Raw genomic sequence first — 18,795 nt, 5'->3', positions numbered from 1 at the left:
CGTCAAGTACAGCATAAGGATATAAAAATGAAAAAAACAACAATAAAGTTGAAGTTACTAACGGTATGCATGTGTCTTATACAGCAAGCTTATGCACTTGAAACCATTGAAGAGCAGGAATTGAGCGAAGTCACTGGACAAGATGGTATGGTGATTACTCATGAAATTTCTAAAGCCAGCATTGCTCAAGTCAATTGGTATGATCCCAATCCAACTGCCAGTATTAAAATGGGTTTAGGTCTACATAATGTTGAAATTATTGGAAAAGATAATAAGCCAATTATTAGTCAACTTGAAATAGATGTAGGTGCTACTTCACAAGGGGCAGGACTTCGGCTTGCTGCAAGTGTTTCACCATTTCAAGCCACTGCAGATTTAAAACTGGTAAAGACAGCCTGTACGACCAATCCATGTAGCCAGTCTGCGAATAGTATTCGGACTGCTGGCGTACAATCTAGTCAAAGTCTAGGTGCATTAGGGATTAGTACCTCTACGCCGCTTAGTGTTCTATTACAAACTACTGCAGGTTTATTTAATAAAGAGGCAATTGCCAGTATTGACTTTCAACTTAAAAATGCCACCATTAGTCATAAATTAGGTGAAAATAGCCTGATTTTAAATGACTTTAACTTTAATTTTGCGGGGCAGGGCTATATGTACATTGACCCCAATGAAGGTGTTGTACTCACTACCCGAAATGGCAATCAAGACCATTACGTGGATTTAAAACGTGTTGAAGATACCACTGATATTGCTATTGGCCGGGTTAATCCGACCAATCCTGGCGTTAATATTGACTTGCGTTATAACACGCCAAATAACGAACGTAAAAATATTATGCGTCTTGGGGCTTCAGGTGCGGTGACCAATGCCAGATTATCCATGAATGCCGATCAAACCCAGATTGGTACTTTTGATGTAAGTAACAAGTTAAATGGTGTTTTACAGCGTCAAGACAAAACTGCAGCAGGATATAGCGATCTGGTGGGTGAAGGGGGGTTGCATCTGGGCTTATCTGCCGACTTTACTGGTGCTGCTAGTGGTCACCCAAGCAACATCGCGCCTACCGTGCTTGAAATTGGTCATACTGGCCATGGAAGCTATGCAGTCCAATTCTCCAATATTAGGCCCCTGACAACACGGAATGCTGATGAAAATTTACATGGTAAAAATGCCTATATCGATTTTGGTGATATTTATATAAATACTATTACGGCTAAAAGTCTCGATTTTATCATCAATGAAAATATGCGAAAAACCTTGGGGCATAGTAGTGATGTACTGAAACAGACACTGAGTACAGCAGGAGATGGAGAGGATTTTGCTTTTATTGCAGTACGAGGAATGGACTTTCAGGCAATTGCTGCGAAAGCACGTTTTATTTCAGATAACTCCTTGACAGAACTTGGTGGGGATGGCGGTTCATGGGGGATTGGTATTCCTATTTATAATTTAAATGCCAATGTCGCGTTGTCTGGAACAACTTATGGAACAGATAATAAGCAGGCAATTGCTTATAACATCATTGCCTCTACTGAAGGATACGGGGTCGACAAGAAAACCGGTTTGCCAAGTACAACTTCAATTATATTGATTGATGGTCAGGACGGTGTACAGGGTGAAGCTGTTAACTATTATGCAGGCTTTAGAAATATCGATGCTTTAATTAAATCTGAAGGGATTATTGGCTATGAAGATGAAGGGATTTATATTCGTGCCGATAAATTACTGATTGCAGCAAAAGCAGAGCTCGCAATGGGGCAATTACCAGGATCTAAATATAACTGTAGCACTGCATCAGTCAGTAAATGCGGAGGCTATGTGCCTCACGATAATTTTTCTAAACGTGATGATGTACTGACCAATATTGCCTTTAAGCTCGATGGAAATGGTGAGCTTCTGATTATTCCTGGGGTAGATCCAACCGCAAGTTCACCAGATACCAACTTTTTGTCATTTGATGCAAACTTTAAATTTAGGCCACTCACATCAGAAGAAAGTGCAGATAAAGCTAATCTGGGTAGCTACTTTAGTATCTCCAATGAAGATATTGATTTAACAACAGGAGCATTAAACGTTTCTTCGATCAACTTTAACCGGATGGAAGGTCATTTGGGTGTTAATGGGAAAGTTCGTGTCAGTGCTGATACCGTAACGTTGGATAATCAGGTCAAACTCAATTATGAAAATAATATCGCGACACCATTTAAAACCAATTTTGCGATGGCGACCAATGGCAATATGCAAAACATGGCAAGTATTGCACTGACTGGTGGCACTATTCGTAGCACGCTGGGAATCACACCACGCTAAATTCAGGATGAGAAAAATGAAAAAAATAATATTAAAGAGTCTAGTTGCGGCGATGGTGGGATTGAGTGGTCATGTATCTGCATTAACCTCATTAGAAGATCAGGAGCTTTCAAATATTAATGGACAAGCTTTATTGTCAATGGAGGTTCAGGCCGGATTTAACCAAGTTGATAATTTGGGAGAGGCATATGACCAGAGAAATATCTCATTTTATAAATTGGGTCTAGAAGCTGAAATGGAAATTAATGCCAATATTAAAAAACTGCAACTTGGTTGTGGAGGAATTAATGGTGCAACTGGTTGTGATATTGATATTGATCATATTTCCTTAAGTGGTAATTCTGCAAATGGAATGGATCGTGCTGCGACCTCTGCCTTGATTACTAATCCTTTTGTTCAATTTGCTATAAAAAATCCAAATCAGGCATCTACACGTGAAGTTTTGGGTTTCCGTTTAAGTGCAGAAAAGATTTCAGGTCTACTGACTATGGGTACAGAAAATACGGCCACACCAAATGGTATTAATAGTTTTAGTGGATATATGAAGACTAAAGAAGCCAAAGGAACAGCTGTAACTAATCCAAGAACAATGACCTATGCATCAACTGGCAATAAATATATTGAAGGTGCTGTTACGGGAACAATATTGGGGCAGGATCTGGAACTTCATTATAAATCGAATGATTATACTTTTAATTTAACAAGTACCAATGCGCCATTTGTGATTCCAGCCACTATAGTTTCAGGAACACGAATGAGTGAAGTTAAATTAAAGGGGACTGGTACAGTTGACAGAATTGATTTTAGTGGCCCATTAAAGGCCATTTTAAAGCCACTGGATTTATTTGAGCTTACACTGGATAAACAAATTACAGGCTATATGACAGGCCTTAGAACAGATATTACAGTGGATCAAGATCTTGGCTTAATCCATGCATTGTATTTGAATAACCCAGCATCTTTATCATTACAATCGCAAAAAATACTTTGGCCGGGTGCTGCCGTTGCTGCTAATCAAGGTTGGTGGATGGCAATCGAGGATGAGGTAAATCTTGGTGATATTAGTCCAAATAAAGGTGTGGATATTACTAATGCGGTATTAGCACAAACCATTGCAGGGATTAATCATGATTTAACATCAAAACCCAGAGCATGTGGAAGTCTTTTGAATTGTGTATTTGATGGAGCTTTAGATGTGAAAGAAATTAAAAACCCGGCACTTCTTGATTTTCCTTTGAAAAATTTAGAGCTTAAAGGCCAGAACTTTCAACCGAACTGCTTCGGTGGACATAAATTCTGTTAAGTTAAAAAGAATAAAAAATCCCGCACTTGACGGGATTTTTTTATTAAGAAAGCAAAATTATTTCGCGATTTTAGCCAACAACTCTTCTTTGGAAATATTTACAGATTCAGCATCACGGCGACCTTTATATTCAAAAGTACCTGCATCCAAGCCTTTTTCACCAATCACAATACGGTGTGGAATACCGGTCAACTCAAGGTCAGAAAATTTAACGCCTGGACGTTCGTTACGATCATCTAGAATTACGTCATAACCCGCAGCAGTGAGTTCAGCATAAAGCGCTTCAGCTGCTTCTACTGTGCGTGGTGATTTATGTGCATTCATCGGTACAATGGCCACTTCAAACGGGGCAATGGCAGTTGGCCAAATAATGCCTTTCTCGTCAAAGTTTTGTTCAATGGCAGACGCAACCACACGTGTTACCCCAATACCATAGCAACCCATGGTCACAGTGAATGGTTTGCCATCTTCACCCAAGACTTTACAGCCCAATGCTTCAGAGTATTTCTGACCCAACTGGAAGATATGACCCACTTCGATACCACGTTTGATTTGCAGTGTACCTTTGCCATCTGGAGAAGGGTCACCTTCAACTACATTACGCAAGTCATAAACTTCAGTGAACTGTGCATCACGTTCCCAGTTTACGCCGGTTGCATGCTTGTCAGCTGCATTAGCACCGGCCACAAAGTCAGAAAGAACAGAAGCTGCACGGTCAACAATGACGGTGACACCTTTTTCAACCAGACCTTGTGGGCCTACAAAACCAGCCGTCAAGCCAAGTGCTGCGATTTGCTCTTCGGTTGCAAAAGTGAGTGGAGCTGCAATTTGTGCATGCTTCTCGGCTTTAATTTCATTCAGTTCGTGATCGCCACGAAGGAATAAAGCAACCACAGGAACAGCACCATCCTCTTTTGCAATGCCTTGAACAAGCAATGCTTTTACTGAGTGAGCTTGATCCGTGCCCAAGAAGGCAGATACATCCGCAATGGTTTTTTGATTTGGCGTATCAACCAGTTTAAGTTCTTGAGTTGGTGCCGCACGTTCGCCGACCAGAACGGCTTCAGCCATTTCAATATTGGCGGCGTAGTCTGATTCGGTCGAAAATGCGATATCATCTTCACCGCTTGAAGCCAGTACATGGAATTCGTGTGAACCTGAACCACCAATCGAACCGGTATCTGCTTGAACTGGACGGAAATCTAAACCAAGACGAGTAAAGATTTTGCAGTAGGCTGCATACATGTCGTCGTAGGTTTGTTGCAATGATTCCTGATTGGCATGGAAAGAGTAGGCATCTTTCATGATGAATTCACGTGAACGCATTACCCCAAAACGCGGACGAATTTCGTCACGGAATTTGGTTTGCACCTGATAGAAGTTGGCAGGGAGCTGCTTATAACTTTTTAGTTCATTGCGTGCTAAATCAGTGATGACTTCTTCATGGGTTGGACCCAGTACAAACGGGTTACCGTGGCGGTCATTGAAACGTAACAGTTCAGGACCGTATTGTACATAACGACCTGATTCTTCCCATAAAGACGCAGGTTGAGTCACCGGCATATAGACCTGAAGTGAACCGACCTTGTCCATTTCTTCGCGAACGATCGCTTCAACTTTATTTAATACGCGAACGCCCATCGGCAGCCAGGTGTACAGACCTGAAGCCAACTTACGAATCATACCGGCACGAAGCATCAACTGATGGGAAATAACCTCAGCATCGTTCGGGGTTTCTCTTAACGTTGCAAATAAAAAGCGACTCGCGCGCATGGAAACTGTCCTAAAAAATTAAGCGTTAAAGCAGAGATTATACAATAAAAAATGAGATGAGCATTTGGGAATGTCACCTCATTGTGTTGCATTAAATTATGCCATGATTTTACGCATCTGACGCAGCATAAAATTCTTAAAGTCATCCAGGTAGGTAAAGATCACGGGGACAACCACCAAAGTGAGCAGGGTTGAGGTGATCACCCCGCCAATCACGGCATGGGCCATCGGCGCACTTTGTTCACCGCCTTCACCCAGCCCTAAGGATAAGGGCACCATACCCATGACCATGGCGCTGGTGGTCATTAAAATGGGACGCAGTCGGGTTTTCCCCGCGGCAATAATCGCATCATAACGCTCTTCACCGCGATCCATGGCTTTTTTAATAAAGTCGATCAGCAGAATCGCATTCTTGGTCACCAGTCCCATTAGCATGATAATCCCGATAATCGAAAACAGGTTCATGGTGGAATTAAACAGGAACAGCGCCAGGAACACACCAATCAAGGATAATGGCAAGGAGGCCATAATCGCCGCAGGATGGATAAAGCTATTAAACTGTGAACCCAACACAATGTAGATAAACACAATCGACAGGGTGATGGCGGTCAGGGCATAGCCTGCGGATTCTGCCATATCGGCATTTGAACCTTGGGTATCAAAGCTATAACCTGGCGGCATATCAAAATTGGCTTGTAGCCGGCTGATATCCGTGCCGATATCTCCTGTAGGACGACCAGCGGTATTGGCTTCTATCAGAACTTCACGTGCCAGATCACGGCGGTTAATTTGTGAAGCACCGAGTTTTTCTTCAAACTTGGCCACACTCGAAAGTGGAATCAGAATCGGCTGATGATTGGCATCGGTTTTATTTGAAGTGATATACATGTTCTGTAAATCACGTGGCAAGCTGCGCTGGTCTTCCGTCAGGCGCAAATTCACATCATAAGTTTCGCCTTTTTCATCCTGCCAGGTGGTGACATCATCACCGGCAATCAGTGGACGAACCACATTGGCAATCTGATTCACGGATAATCCTAAATCACTGGCCAAGACACGATTGATCTGCACGCCGAGTGTCGGCTTGGGTTCTTTCAGTGAGGTTTCCAAATCGACAATACCGTCAATCTTGGCAATCTCTGTCATAAAACGATCGGAAATTTTTTGCAGTTCATCCAGATCGGGGCCTTTGATCGAGATCATAATTGGCTTTTGACCACCCGAAACGGTTTCATCGGCAGATGCAACCGAGGTAATACTGATCCCGGCAACCGATTGCAGGCGTTGTCGAAACTCATTGTTGAGCTCGGTCAGGCTTTTTTCGCGTTCGATCCGTGGTGTCACGGTCACTCGCAGGCTGACGTGGTTTTTACCACGGTCAGTTACACCATTAATTACGCCATAAGTTGCTTTAACGTCAGGGTGTTGACGGATAATCTGATCGACTTGTTGCAGTTTGGCTTGTGAGTATTCAAGCGAAGAATCTACCGGTGTTTCAAACTTAATGCGGATTTCGCCTTTGTCAGGAACCGGTACAAATTCGGTGCCAATCAGTTTCGATAATCCCAAGGCACCAAATAATGAAGCTACGGCAATCATTAAGGTAATGAATCTGAAGCGCAGCGCCAGTTTGAGCAGCTTTTCATAGACATGGCTTAAATTGTCCAGCTTGCCAGAAATCCAGCTAAAGAAACGTTTCACCCGTCCGGGTCTTTTATTTGGATCTTTTTTCTTTTCGGCCCAATGTGCAGAAAGCATCGGATCTAAAGTAAAACTAACAAACATCGAAATCAGCACAGCCACACTAACTGTAACCCCGAACTGATAAAAGAAACGACCAATAATCCCGCCCATAAAGGCCACCGGCAGAAACACGGCGACAATGGTCAGGGTGGTGGCCAGAACAGCTAAACCAATTTCTTTGGTGCCATCCAGTGCGGCAGTCACATGATCTTTGCCCATGTCGGTATGCCGGACAATATTTTCTCGCACTACAATCGCATCATCAATCAACAGGCCAATACTCAAGGATAACGCCAGCAAGGTCATCATGTTGATACTGAAGCCAAAGGCCCAGATGAAGGTCAAAGTACCTAATAATGCAATCGGCAGAGTTAAACCGGTAATCACAGTGGAGCGGAATGAACCGAGGAATAGCAGAACAATCAGCACGGCAAGTACCGCACCTTCAATAATGGTGCGGGCTACATCGCCAATGGTGCCACGGATACTTTTGGAAGAATCCACCACCACTTGCAAGGTCGTCCCCTGAGGAAGCTGGGTCTCAATACTTTCTAAAGTTTTGTAAGTTCTATCGACGACCTCAATCACGTTAGAGTCCGAGCTACGCAGGATATCAATCGCAACTGCGGTTTTGCCATTTAAAAAGGCGGCAGATTCTAGTTCTGCCTGACTGTCTTGGATCTCTGCGACTTGTCTCAGGAAAATTGGTACGCTATTTTTATTGGCAATGATGAGATCGCCGAAGGCCAAGGGATGCAGCACTTTAGAATTGATCTCAATCACCAGTTCCGAGTTGCCAGATTTGAGTGTGCCGCCTGGAACTTCAATATTTTCAGCCTTTAAGGTATTGATGACACTGTCTACACCAAGGCCAAAAGCTTGCAGTTTTTGCGGTTCTACCTGAATCCGGATCTGGCGCTGTGCATCGCCGAGTAAATTCACCGTTCCCACGCCAGCAACTGTGCGCAGTTGGGGTACAATCCGCTGATCCAGATAAGAACTGAGTGCTTTGATATCCATGTTATTGGATTCAAATACGATCGACATGACCGCATTTGCGGTTGGATCATAACGTTCGACAATCGGATCCTGAATTTCATCACGAAATTCAGCAGTTACCGAGGCAATTTTATCCCGCACATCCTGAGCGGCTGTGGTAGAAGGTACATCTAGGTTGAATTCAGTCGTGATCATCGACAGGCCTTCACTGGACTGTGAAATCACCTGTTTTAAACCAGAAATGGTATTGATCTGATCTTCGAGTTTCTTGGTTATTTCTGACTCGACCGTTTCTGGAGAAGCACCCGGGTAGTTGGTATACACCACCACAAAGGGAAAATCGACATCGGGAAATTCTTCAACGCCCATCCGCTGCCAGGAAGCCAGTCCCAATACCATCAGACAGAACATCATCATGATGGTGAAAACTGGATACTTCACACTAATTCGGGTAAACCACATGTCAATGATCCTGTGTGAGGCGCTTTAGTTCGAGCGAAGTGTGACAGTTTTTTGTAGATCGGCTTCGCTAAATTTAATTCGGCTGACCTGATCGGTGCTTTCCAATCCTTTGACCACTGCAATATTGTCGTTATAGCGCTGTTCCAGTATCTGCACATTGGCCTTGATAAGTTTATTCTGGCGAATCACCCAGACATAGGGTTTGTTCTGGATATCCTGCAGCGTATCTAGGGGAATAATCTGCCCACTGATTTGGCGTGAACTCAAAATATTGCCTTCTACAAAGGAACCGATACTTAAAGAGGGAATTGTTTCATTCGGCGTAGCAAAGAATTCGATCTGGCGACTGGCCTGATCGGCGATCGGGGAAATCCGGCTCATCACTGCAGTGAGCCGATTGGGATTGCCTTGAATGCTGTATTCGACTTGACTGCCTAGCCTTAAGTTTGATTGTAGGTCACTAGGCACGCGTGCCTGAATTTCCAACTGTTTAGGATCGACAATTTCAAACAGGGTTTGTCCAATCGCCACGGTTTGGCCAGGTTCCACCTGACGCTGGGTAATCACGCCACTGATCGGACTGGTCATGGTTCCGTCACGATCTGCTTTCTCGGCAATATCGACATTGGCTTGCTGGGCACGTACATTTTCCAGCTGTGCCTGATAATCGACCTGACTCTGTTCATATTCTACTTTTGAGATAAAGCCCTGATCGAGCAGACGCTTTTTACGTTGCATCATGTTTCGAGCCTGATTGGCCTGAGCTTGAGTAGAGGCCAGATTGGCACGTGCCTGTGCCAGTCGGGCAGCATTGTCCTGATTGTTTAGCCGTACCAGCACCTGACCTTTGGAAACGGTCTGACCGACTTGGGCATTGACACTGGTGGCGGTGGCAGACACCTGCGCCTGAATACTGCTTTGATTGACAGCCCGAATCGTGCCGGTAAACGCAGTTTTTTGAACTGAGTTGCCGGACTGTACTGCAATCAGGTCTTGAGGAATCAGTTCAATGGATGTGGGTGTTTCGGCTTGCTGTATGGGTTCATTTTTATCACAAGCCACTAACAACATATTTAAGCAAAGTGCACTCATGATCAGGAGAGAGCGCGGAGAAGGCATATTTAAACCATGAGCATGTGGTGCAGTTTGCATAAGAGTCCTTGTAGCTTACTGTGGTTTAAAACCAACACAAGCTATCTGTATTTATTCAAGTGCTTTTAAACGGGCGATAATTTTGTCGTATTCTGCTTCCAGATTTCGATAGCGACTTTGTAAAGATTGAATATTTTCTTTTTGGGAAATGAGATTTTTATGATTATTCTCAAGTGTGGTTTTCAGGTGTGCCGGTGGAGCCTTACCTTTACGTAAATATTCACGTTCTTGGCGTACAAACATCACTCGATCTTTTTGCAATTGCTTCATTTGTTCTTGCTGAAAATCAATTTGCTTTTTTAACTGTAGCAGACTGTCATTTTTTTTCTGTAAGGCGGTCTGACTATTGTTGTACGCTCGCTTCAGTCTATTGTCTTCAGCGATCCGCTTGGCCTGTTGAGCACGTTGGGGAGCCTGTCTGATATCGGCTTCGGCATTATAAGGACGAGCACGTTTAATGACCTGCATATTCTGGTCAAGCGCTTCATAACCGTAACGGATATGATTGGGCGTCACATTAGTGCTGATATTGGCCACGCCTTTACTATCATAATAGCGGTACCAAGTGGCCTTTTGCTGGATTTGGTTATTGTTGGCACAAGCTAAGGTCACCTGTAATAGTAACAGCACAGCAACAATGAATTGACCAGTCATTTTATTTTTATCAATGACAGCAAGTTTTTCTGAAAACTGACCCATCATTGGCTCCCTAGATTTAAAGTTGACTAAATTACTTATTTTAAAGTAATAATCTTGTTATATTAGACTTAAATTTACGAATTAAAAACTACCGTTAGTCAAAAAAAAAACATCGGCGTGGGTAAAATGTGAAGCTGTTGTTAAAAATAACTGATTTTGTCTACTTGTGTAGAAAATGTTCGTTGATAATACAAGTGACTTTATGTTAAAAATGTTTATCGATCGTAATAAAATAATCCTATGAGCCTTATGGCATAATAGTTTCTAAAATGGGAAGGGTTAAACAAATGGACGATAAATTCCAAAATCTAAAAGTTATGGTTATTGATGACTCAAAGACCATTCGTCGTACCGCGGAAACTCTTCTTCAGCGCGAAGGTTATGAAGTGATTACTGCCGTCGACGGATTTGAAGCTTTGTCAAAAATTGCCGAAGCAAATCCAGATATCGTGTTTGTAGACATCATGATGCCGCGTCTAGATGGCTATCAAACTTGCGCGTTAATTAAAAATTCTCAGAATTACCAGAATATTCCTGTGATTATGCTATCAAGTAAAGATGGTTTATTTGATCAGGCCAAAGGTCGTGTTGTGGGTTCAGATGAATACCTGACCAAACCTTTTAGTAAAGATGAATTGCTGAACGCAATCCGTAACCATATTAGTGCTTAATATTTGATTTTTTTTTGGGGAATTGGCATGGCACGTATCCTAATTGTGGATGACTCACCGACAGAAACTTTTCGCTTTAGAGAAATTCTTTCTAAACATGGCTTTGAGGTGATTGAAGCAGCCAATGGGGCCGATGGCGTCACCATGGCACAGGCTGAATTGCCTGATCTGGTCCTGATGGACGTTGTGATGCCGGGCGTAAACGGATTCCAGGCGACCCGTCAGATTGCGCGTGGGGCGACCACCAAACACATTCCAATTGTGATTGTCAGTACCAAAGATCAGGCCACTGACCGCGTGTGGGGCAAGCGTCAGGGTGCAGCAGACTATCTAACAAAACCAGTAGATGAAAAACAATTAATAGAAGTAATTAAGCAACACCTCAATGCAGGATAAGCTCTATGGCAGCAAATGGATTTATCGAATTGCTTCGCATTGCGAAACGGGGAAATAAAAACTACGTTTCCAATGACAATGAAGTGAACCGATGGTCGGGCATTGCTTTTGAGATGATGGGGCAATATTTTGTTGCTCCGCTGGGGGAAGTATCAGAAGTGATTTATCCCCCAAAATATACGCCGGTACCCAAGACACAAGCATGGGTGTTGGGTCTGGCGAATATCCGGGGAAGATTGTTATCCGTTTCTGATCTCACTCAATACGTATCAGGGCATAGCAGTCAGTTTTCACCGACTCAAAAAGTATTGTGCATCAACCATAATGACCAGTATGTCGGTTTGGTCGTAGATCAAGTTTTGGGTATACAACATTTCAATAAGAAAAGTTTCTTTTCGAAGAAATCTGAATTAGATGAAAACTTACAAGAATACTGTCAAGGATTTTTTCATCAGCACAACCAGCAGTGGCATGTGTTCTTATTCAGTCGTCTGTTGCAAAATCCAAATTTTATGAACGCATCTATAAAATTTATAAATTAAATGTCGCGCACGAAAGTGATCAAGGCGTCAACCGGGGAGAGGCTGCATGGGCTTTAAACTTAAAAAGAAAAATACAGGTGAAAGCACTGGCCGCAAAGGCGGTAATGCTTTTTTCACTAAGATTCAATCGCAAATAGATCAATTATCACGTGTATTTGGTGATAGTGAAAAGTCAAAACCGCTGATCTATGGGGCAGCAGGCTGTCTTTTAGCCGCACTGATCACTTTATTATATCTTTTTTATAGTGTGCCACGTAGCAACGAACTCACTCAAAGTCTGGGTGATTTACGTCTCCTCTCGCAAACGATTTCGCGCCAAGCAACTGAAGCAACCGCTTCGGGTACACCGGAGGCAATGAAAAACCTAACTGACTCGCAAAAATCTTTTGCTGAGAACCTTGAAACAGTTAAAAATATTCATTCAGATAATGAGGCGCTACAAGCTGTTGATAAACAGTGGACAGAAGTTTCTAGCGGTATTGATCTGATTACCTCGCAACAAAAAATCATTAACCAGTTATACGACACCAACATTGCCATTGGTGAAGCAATTCCCGGGATTCAGGCGGAATATAACTTGATGGTTGACCAGATGGCGCGTCAAGATATGCCATCGAGCCAGGTGGTGATTGCCAAGAACCAGGTATTTATTGCAGAACGTATTTTACGTTCAATCAGTCTGGTATTGACGGGTAGTGATGGCTCTCGTGAATCGGCGGATGACTTTAGTGCCGATACCGAAACTTTCGGCTCTTATTTAAATGCACAATTGAATGGTTCTGTTGAACTGGGCGTACAGCGTATTGCTGATCCAGCAATGCGTGAATCTCTAGAAGGTATTAAGGCTGAATATGATGAAGTACTCGAATCAGCATCAGCAATTATTCTGAAGAACTCGACTGAAATTGTAAAAGTTCGTCAGGCCGCTGCATCTATTTTTGCCCAGTCTGATGTGCTTTTAGATAACCTGAACAAATTATCAGGTAACTCAGGTCTTAAAACCGTTATTCCAGCCATCCTGTTGATTGCCTTGTTACTTGGTTTCTTGCTTTGTGTATTCAAATTGCTTTCTTTGCGTGGTGTATCGGATAAGCAGCGTGTAGGCCGTTTACAAGAAGAATATGACCGTAACCAGAATGCGATTTTACGTTTACTGGATGAAATCGCCGATCTTGCAGATGGTGATTTACGTTCATACGCAACAGTATCGGAAGACTTTACCGGTGCGATTGCCGACTCGATTAACTTTGCAATCGACCAGTTACGTGACCTGGTATCGCGTATTACTGAAACTTCACAAGAAGTTGCGCAATATACCGCAACCACACAGGGCATTACCAACCAGTTGGCTGAAGCTTCTGAACATCAGGCTCAGGAAATTGCCGGTGCTTCTGCAGCAATTAACGAAATGGCCATGTCGATTGATCAGGTATCTGCCAACGCCGATGAATCTGCTGTGGTAGCAGACCGTTCGGTACAAATTGCTGCAAATGGTGCGGATGTCGTACAACGCTCGATTGAGGGGATGGACACGATTCGTGAACAGATTCAGGAAACCTCAAAACGTATTAAACGTCTGGGTGAATCTTCTCAGGAAATTGGTAACATCGTTGCCTTGATTAACGATATTGCCGACCAAACCAACATTTTGGCATTGAACGCAGCCATTCAGGCGTCGATGGCGGGTGAAGCCGGTCGTGGTTTCGCAGTTGTAGCCGATGAAGTACAGCGTCTTGCAGAGCGTTCTGCGTCTGCAACCAAGCAGATTGAAGGCCTGGTAAAAACCATTCAGACCGATACCAACGAAGCGGTTATTTCGATGGAGCAAACTACAGCCGAGGTTGTACGTGGTGCGAACTTGTCTAAAGATGCCGGTGTGGCACTGGATGAGATTCAAACAGTATCGAATAACCTGGCGAAACTGATTGCGAACATTTCCGATGCAGCGAAACTGCAGTCTGCATCTGCAGGTCATATTGCGACCACGATGAATGTCGTACAGGAAATTACTTCGCAAACCACCAGTGCCACCTTCGATACAGCACGTTCGGTATCTGAACTGGCAAATATGGCCGATGCATTACGTGAATCTGTAGCTGACTTTAAACTACCAGAATAAAGTTAGCGATGATGGGGAGAATGTGCCTTGATTACGATTGAGGCACATTCAAAAAATACAGATAAAGCCTCGACAAGATGTACTTAACCTCAAACATTAGGTATTGCGTGACGGTCACAATTAAGTTTGAGCGCCCTTCTTGGCGGCATAACGTAAGAAGCATAAGCTATGAAAGAAATATTAAAAAATTTAGTTGAAACGACAACGCTTCCTGAAGATAGTTATCTTGATCAAGATGCAGAAATTCTTGAAATTTTTGTTGAGGAAATCGAAGAAATCTTCGTTGAGTTAAATGCTTTATTTCCAGAATGGCTGGTCAATCCAGATCATCAGGAAAATCTGAAGACCATTCGCCGTCATTTTCATACCCTGAAAGGTTCAGGTCGTATGGTGGGTGCAAAATCGGCAGGGGAAATGGCCTGGGCAGTTGAAGATACCCTGAACCGGGTCTTGTCCGGTTCAATTCAGCTGACAGCGATGGTGCAAAAATTTGCCCAAGCGGTACTGAATGTCTATCAATATGCTTTATATCCAAAATTCAAACATGTACAGGAAATCGATCTCGACCTGCGTCCAATGCTGCTGTTGGGACAACAATTACAACAAAACCTTTCACCTGAACCTGCGCTAGAAGAATTATTAGCATTGGCCGATCATTTGACTGCCGAAGGTCAGACCACAGGGCTGGAAATTGCAGATCATGACCTAAGTGAATCTGCTGCTATTATCGAAACAGCGCCGGTAGAAGTAGCGGTTCGCACTGATATTGAAGAAACCGTGGCCATCTTCATTGAAGAAGCCGAAGAGCATCTGGAAACGATTGCCACCTTCCTGCGTACTGAAGATGAAAAATCACAAGATTATAATGCCCTGATTCGTGCCATTCATACCTTGCGTGGCAGTTCATCGATGGCGCAGATTGAACAGATTTTTGAAGCCAGCTCTAAAGTTGAACAGTTATTTAAGACCTTGTTACAAGATGAAATTGTCTCGACCTCAAAAGAAACAGCCTTACTGATTCAATATGCCGAATTTATCAGTGATTATGTGCATTTATTAGGTCAGGGGGATACCGAAAAACTAGATGCGGTCTATGCCACTTTTGAAGCAGTCTGGAGTGATTATGGCTTTGCGGTCATTGAATCAGATGCGGTTCAAACCCAAGGTCTGGTGTCCAAACTGGTTGAACTGGATATTGACCTGTTGCTCGATGCTGAGTTTGAATTCGATAAACGCGCACAAGTCGATTATCCGGAATATATCCAGGCACTGAGTCAACAGGCTGCAGAATTACTGGCGCATACTGATAGCCGCGCGGCCAAAGGAATTCATGAATTCACGGCAGATCTGAAATCGGCTTATGATGCCCTGCTTAAAAAGCCGGTGCTGTTAAACAGCAATTATGCTTATGAACTGTTTGCACAGGCACATCAGGAATTTATTCATTTATTTGATACCCTGGCTGCAGGACAGCGCGTCATTCTAAATGATGACATTCAAAAAACTTTAAGTGAACTGTCGGCATTTGTACAACAGGATCTTGAGATCTTTGCTGAAGAGACTGAAAAGTCAGGCGTTGAGCCGACCACAGATATTATCCCAACGGCTGACACCTTAACCACAGGCAGCGTAGATTTCGCTGCCTTGAGCCAGCGGATTGCTACCGACCGTCAACAGCGGGAAAGTGCTGCAACCAATCGTGATTTCGATGAAGAATTGTTAAGTATCTTCCTGGAAGAAGCGGATGAATTGCTGGCAGGTATCGATGAAGATCTGAATACCTGGAGCAAAAAACAGGATGATACGACTTCACTGAACAATCTGATGCGTCATTTGCATACCTTAAAAGGTGGTGCAAACATGATTGCGGCTTCGCATATCGGTTTGATTGCCCATGAACTGGAAAGTATTTATGAACGAGTGATCCGTCAGCAGATTGCCGTAACACCTGCTTTAATCCAGATTATCCGTCTGGTACAGGATAACGTGTCCGACCGTATTCAGTCCATTCGAGATGATGGCATTGATTATCCGGCGACAGAAGCAGTGGCAATTTTACAAAATATTCAGGCACTACTTTCTGGGCAAACGCTGGCTGCTGTTGAAAGCACAACTGCTGAATTCAACGTGACCGCGTTAGAGATGCTATCGACTCCTGAAGTGCCATTCGAAGAATCAGTGGCGACAGAGCAGCCTGCAATTGGTCTGGCTGAAACAGAAAAATTAGTTGAAACTGTTGAAACCCCTAGATTTACTGAAAATCAAGTTGAACGCTCTGAGGAAGATGAGCTGAAATCAATCGTTGAAGAAACCTTCCTCGAAGAGTCTGAAGAAATTCTGGCCAATGCAGAGAAGCTGCTCAATCAATGGTTTGATCAGCGTAGTGACCGTAGTTTATTACTTCAGTTACAACGTGCTGCCCACAGTATTAAAGGTGGTGCACGCATGATTGAAACTGAAGAGGTGGCCAGCATTGCCTATGAACTGGAAACCACTTTCGAGCAGTTTGCAGTTTATCAATTTAACTCGAATGCCTATGATGGCTTATTGCAGAAAACATTGGCCTGGTTAAAACAGGCAATTTTCCAGCGCGACTATAGCGGTTTTGAGCAGCTTCAAAGCAGTCTGAAAAAGATTGCTTATGTGGACGTCACTGCGCAATTGCCTGAGCGTCTGGCAAAAACAGAACATCTGGTGGTCAGTACCGACTTTGGTTTTGTTGAGGGTGATGGTACTGAACCGCCACAGATGATGGGTGAGTGGGCGAATACAGGCAGTAGCGATAGCAATAACGAGATGATTCGTATCTCTGCTGATCTGGTCGAGAAGATGATTGACCTGTCGGGTGAGAACTCGATTAACCGTTCGCGGATCGAGATGGATCTGGGTCAGCTTGGCAATACCCTGAACGAGATGGAACTGGCGATCAAACGACTTGCCGACCAGTTGCGTCGAATGGAAGGCGAGCTGGAATCACAGATTATTGCCAAACATGGTTCAGAAAATTCGCGCTATGCCGACTTCGATCCGCTGGAAATGGACCAGTATTCATCGTTGAACCAGTTATCCAAATCTCTGGCAGAATCGGCATCGGATCTGGTCGATTTCAAGAGCACCTTGGCCGACAAGATTCGTGAAACTGAAGGTCTATTATTACAACAATCGCGTATTCAGGCCGAGATTCAGGAAAGCCTGATGCGTACCCGTCTGGTGCCGTTTGACCGGATGTTGCCGCGTTTACAACGTATTGTGCGTCAAACCTCAACCACCTTGAACCGTCCTGCCGAACTGATTGTACAGAATACTGAAGGTGAATTGGACCGTAATATTCTGGAACGTCTGGTTACGCCATTTGAACATATGTTGCGTAATGCGATTGACCACGGTCTGGAAGATACCGCAGATCGTCTGGCATTGAACAAGCCGGAAGTGGGTTCTATTGTATTGAACATCAGCCGCCAAGGAACCGATGTCATCGTTTCTTTCAGTGATGATGGCAAGGGGATCGATGCGGAGAAAATTCGTGAGAAAGCCCTCAGTCTGGATCTGATCAAAGCCGACCAGCCGATTGATCAGGATGAAATACTACAATATATCTTCCATCCTGGTTTCACTACCGCAAAAGCAGTCACCCAGATTTCCGGTCGTGGCGTTGGTCTGGACGTGGTACAAAGTGAAATCAAGTTGCTCGGCGGTCATGTTTCGGTCAGCTCGGAACTGGGTAAGGGCACGGTCTTTACGATTCGCGTACCGACGACAGTGGCCGTCAGTGATGCCTTGATGGTGAAAGCGGGCGATCAGCAATATGCAATTTCTCTGGCGCAGATTGACCGAATCGTGCGGATTGCGCCGACCACATTGGAAACTTACTTTAACAGTAAAGATGATTACTTCAAGATTGATGGTGAAAACTACAAGCTGCGTTATCTGTCGGAATTTGTCGGTACTCAGCCGATTCCACGTCTGAATAATGTCGGTCATTCATTGCCGGTGCTTCTGATTAAGGGCAACAGTGGCCAAACCATTGCCTTGCTGGTCGATCAACTGGTGGGTTCACGTGCACAGATTGTGGTGAAACCGATTGGACAGCAGTTTGCCAACATCGGGGTAGTGGCGGGTGCTACGATTCTGGGTGATGGTCAGGTCTGTCTGATTCTCGATGGCCAGAATATTGCGCGTCAGATTCAGGCGACACAGCGTGTGAAACAGATGCATGATCAGCGTGATGGTTCGCGTCATTCTAACGCACGCCGTCTGGTGATGATTGTCGATGACTCGGTGACAGTACGTAAGGTAACTTCGCGTCTGCTTGAACGTCAGGGCTATGACATTGTGACCGCCAAAGATGGTGTAGATGCGATCGAGCAGCTAGAAAATGTCAGACCAGATCTGATGCTGCTGGATATCGAAATGCCACGTATGGATGGTTTTGAAGTCACCAACCTGGTTCGTCACCATGATATTCACCGTGACTTGCCGATTATCATGATTACGTCGCGTACTGGTGAGAAACATCGTGAACGTGCATTCAGTCTGGGCGTGACCCACTATATGGGTAAACCGTTCCAGGAAGCTGAACTGCTGGCCAATATTCAACAATTAATTGCCGAAAAACAGGGGTAA

At 44.0% G+C, this 18,795-nt stretch carries 11 protein-coding genes; 7 read left to right on the top strand and 4 right to left on the bottom strand.

All coding sequences use genetic code 11. The features are described 5' to 3' along the window. Positions 1–27 precede the first annotated feature (27 nt). Together LOZ91_RS03685 and LOZ91_RS03680 are read left to right on the top strand one after the other, a co-directional pair. Positions 28–2,313, top strand: coding sequence for a DUF6160 family protein (locus LOZ91_RS03685; protein WP_244782666.1), 2,286 nt, complete (start codon positions 28–30; stop codon positions 2,311–2,313). Between the two features lie 16 nt (positions 2,314–2,329). Beyond that, positions 2,330–3,616: a hypothetical protein gene (locus tag LOZ91_RS03680; protein ID WP_159516130.1), complete on the top strand. Its 1,287-nt coding sequence runs from the start codon at positions 2,330–2,332 to the stop codon at positions 3,614–3,616. Between the two features lie 57 nt (positions 3,617–3,673). Here LOZ91_RS03680 and LOZ91_RS03675 read toward each other — a convergent pair whose 3' ends face one another. The 4 genes from LOZ91_RS03675 to LOZ91_RS03660 form a co-directional block, all read right to left on the bottom strand. Then, entirely contained in the window at positions 3,674–5,389 is a 1,716-nt protein-coding gene (locus LOZ91_RS03675; protein ID WP_244782665.1) for a proline--tRNA ligase, read from the bottom strand. 96 nt (positions 5,390–5,485) lie between these two features. Further along, the gene (locus LOZ91_RS03670; protein WP_244782664.1) at positions 5,486–8,593 is read right to left on the bottom strand and encodes an efflux RND transporter permease subunit; all 3,108 of its coding nucleotides are present in this window, start codon (positions 8,591–8,593) and stop codon (positions 5,486–5,488) included. Between the two features lie 24 nt (positions 8,594–8,617). Beyond that, the gene (locus tag LOZ91_RS03665) at positions 8,618–9,745 is read right to left on the bottom strand and encodes an efflux RND transporter periplasmic adaptor subunit (protein WP_244782663.1); all 1,128 of its coding nucleotides are present in this window, start codon (positions 9,743–9,745) and stop codon (positions 8,618–8,620) included. A gap of 51 nt (positions 9,746–9,796) precedes the next feature. Beyond that, complete coding sequence (locus LOZ91_RS03660; protein ID WP_005097852.1) at positions 9,797–10,444, bottom strand: hypothetical protein; 648 nt, start codon at positions 10,442–10,444, stop codon at positions 9,797–9,799. Between the two features lie 287 nt (positions 10,445–10,731). Between LOZ91_RS03660 and pilG the strand changes: the two genes are divergently transcribed. The 5 genes from pilG (at position 10,732) to LOZ91_RS03635 (ending at position 18,795) form a co-directional block, all read left to right on the top strand. Then, entirely contained in the window at positions 10,732–11,115 is a 384-nt protein-coding gene (gene pilG / locus LOZ91_RS03655) for a twitching motility response regulator PilG (RefSeq protein WP_005097851.1), read from the top strand. 27 nt (positions 11,116–11,142) lie between these two features. After that, a complete protein-coding gene (locus tag LOZ91_RS03650; RefSeq protein WP_005097847.1) occupies positions 11,143–11,511 on the top strand; it encodes a response regulator in 369 nt (122 codons plus the stop codon). 5 nt (positions 11,512–11,516) lie between these two features. Then, entirely contained in the window at positions 11,517–12,053 is a 537-nt protein-coding gene (locus tag LOZ91_RS03645; protein ID WP_005097846.1) for a chemotaxis protein CheW, read from the top strand. Between the two features lie 46 nt (positions 12,054–12,099). Further along, the gene (locus LOZ91_RS03640) at positions 12,100–14,172 is read left to right on the top strand and encodes a methyl-accepting chemotaxis protein (protein ID WP_005097845.1); all 2,073 of its coding nucleotides are present in this window, start codon (positions 12,100–12,102) and stop codon (positions 14,170–14,172) included. Between the two features lie 168 nt (positions 14,173–14,340). After that, positions 14,341–18,795: an Hpt domain-containing protein gene (locus LOZ91_RS03635; protein WP_244782662.1), complete on the top strand. Its 4,455-nt coding sequence runs from the start codon at positions 14,341–14,343 to the stop codon at positions 18,793–18,795.

The sequence above is a fragment of the Acinetobacter sp. F-1 genome (assembly GCF_022869025.1).
Taxonomy (GTDB): Bacteria; Pseudomonadota; Gammaproteobacteria; order Pseudomonadales; family Moraxellaceae; genus Acinetobacter; species Acinetobacter pseudolwoffii.
The sequence above is the reverse complement of the archived record's forward strand: the minus strand, read 5'-3'. Positions and strand labels throughout refer to the sequence as shown.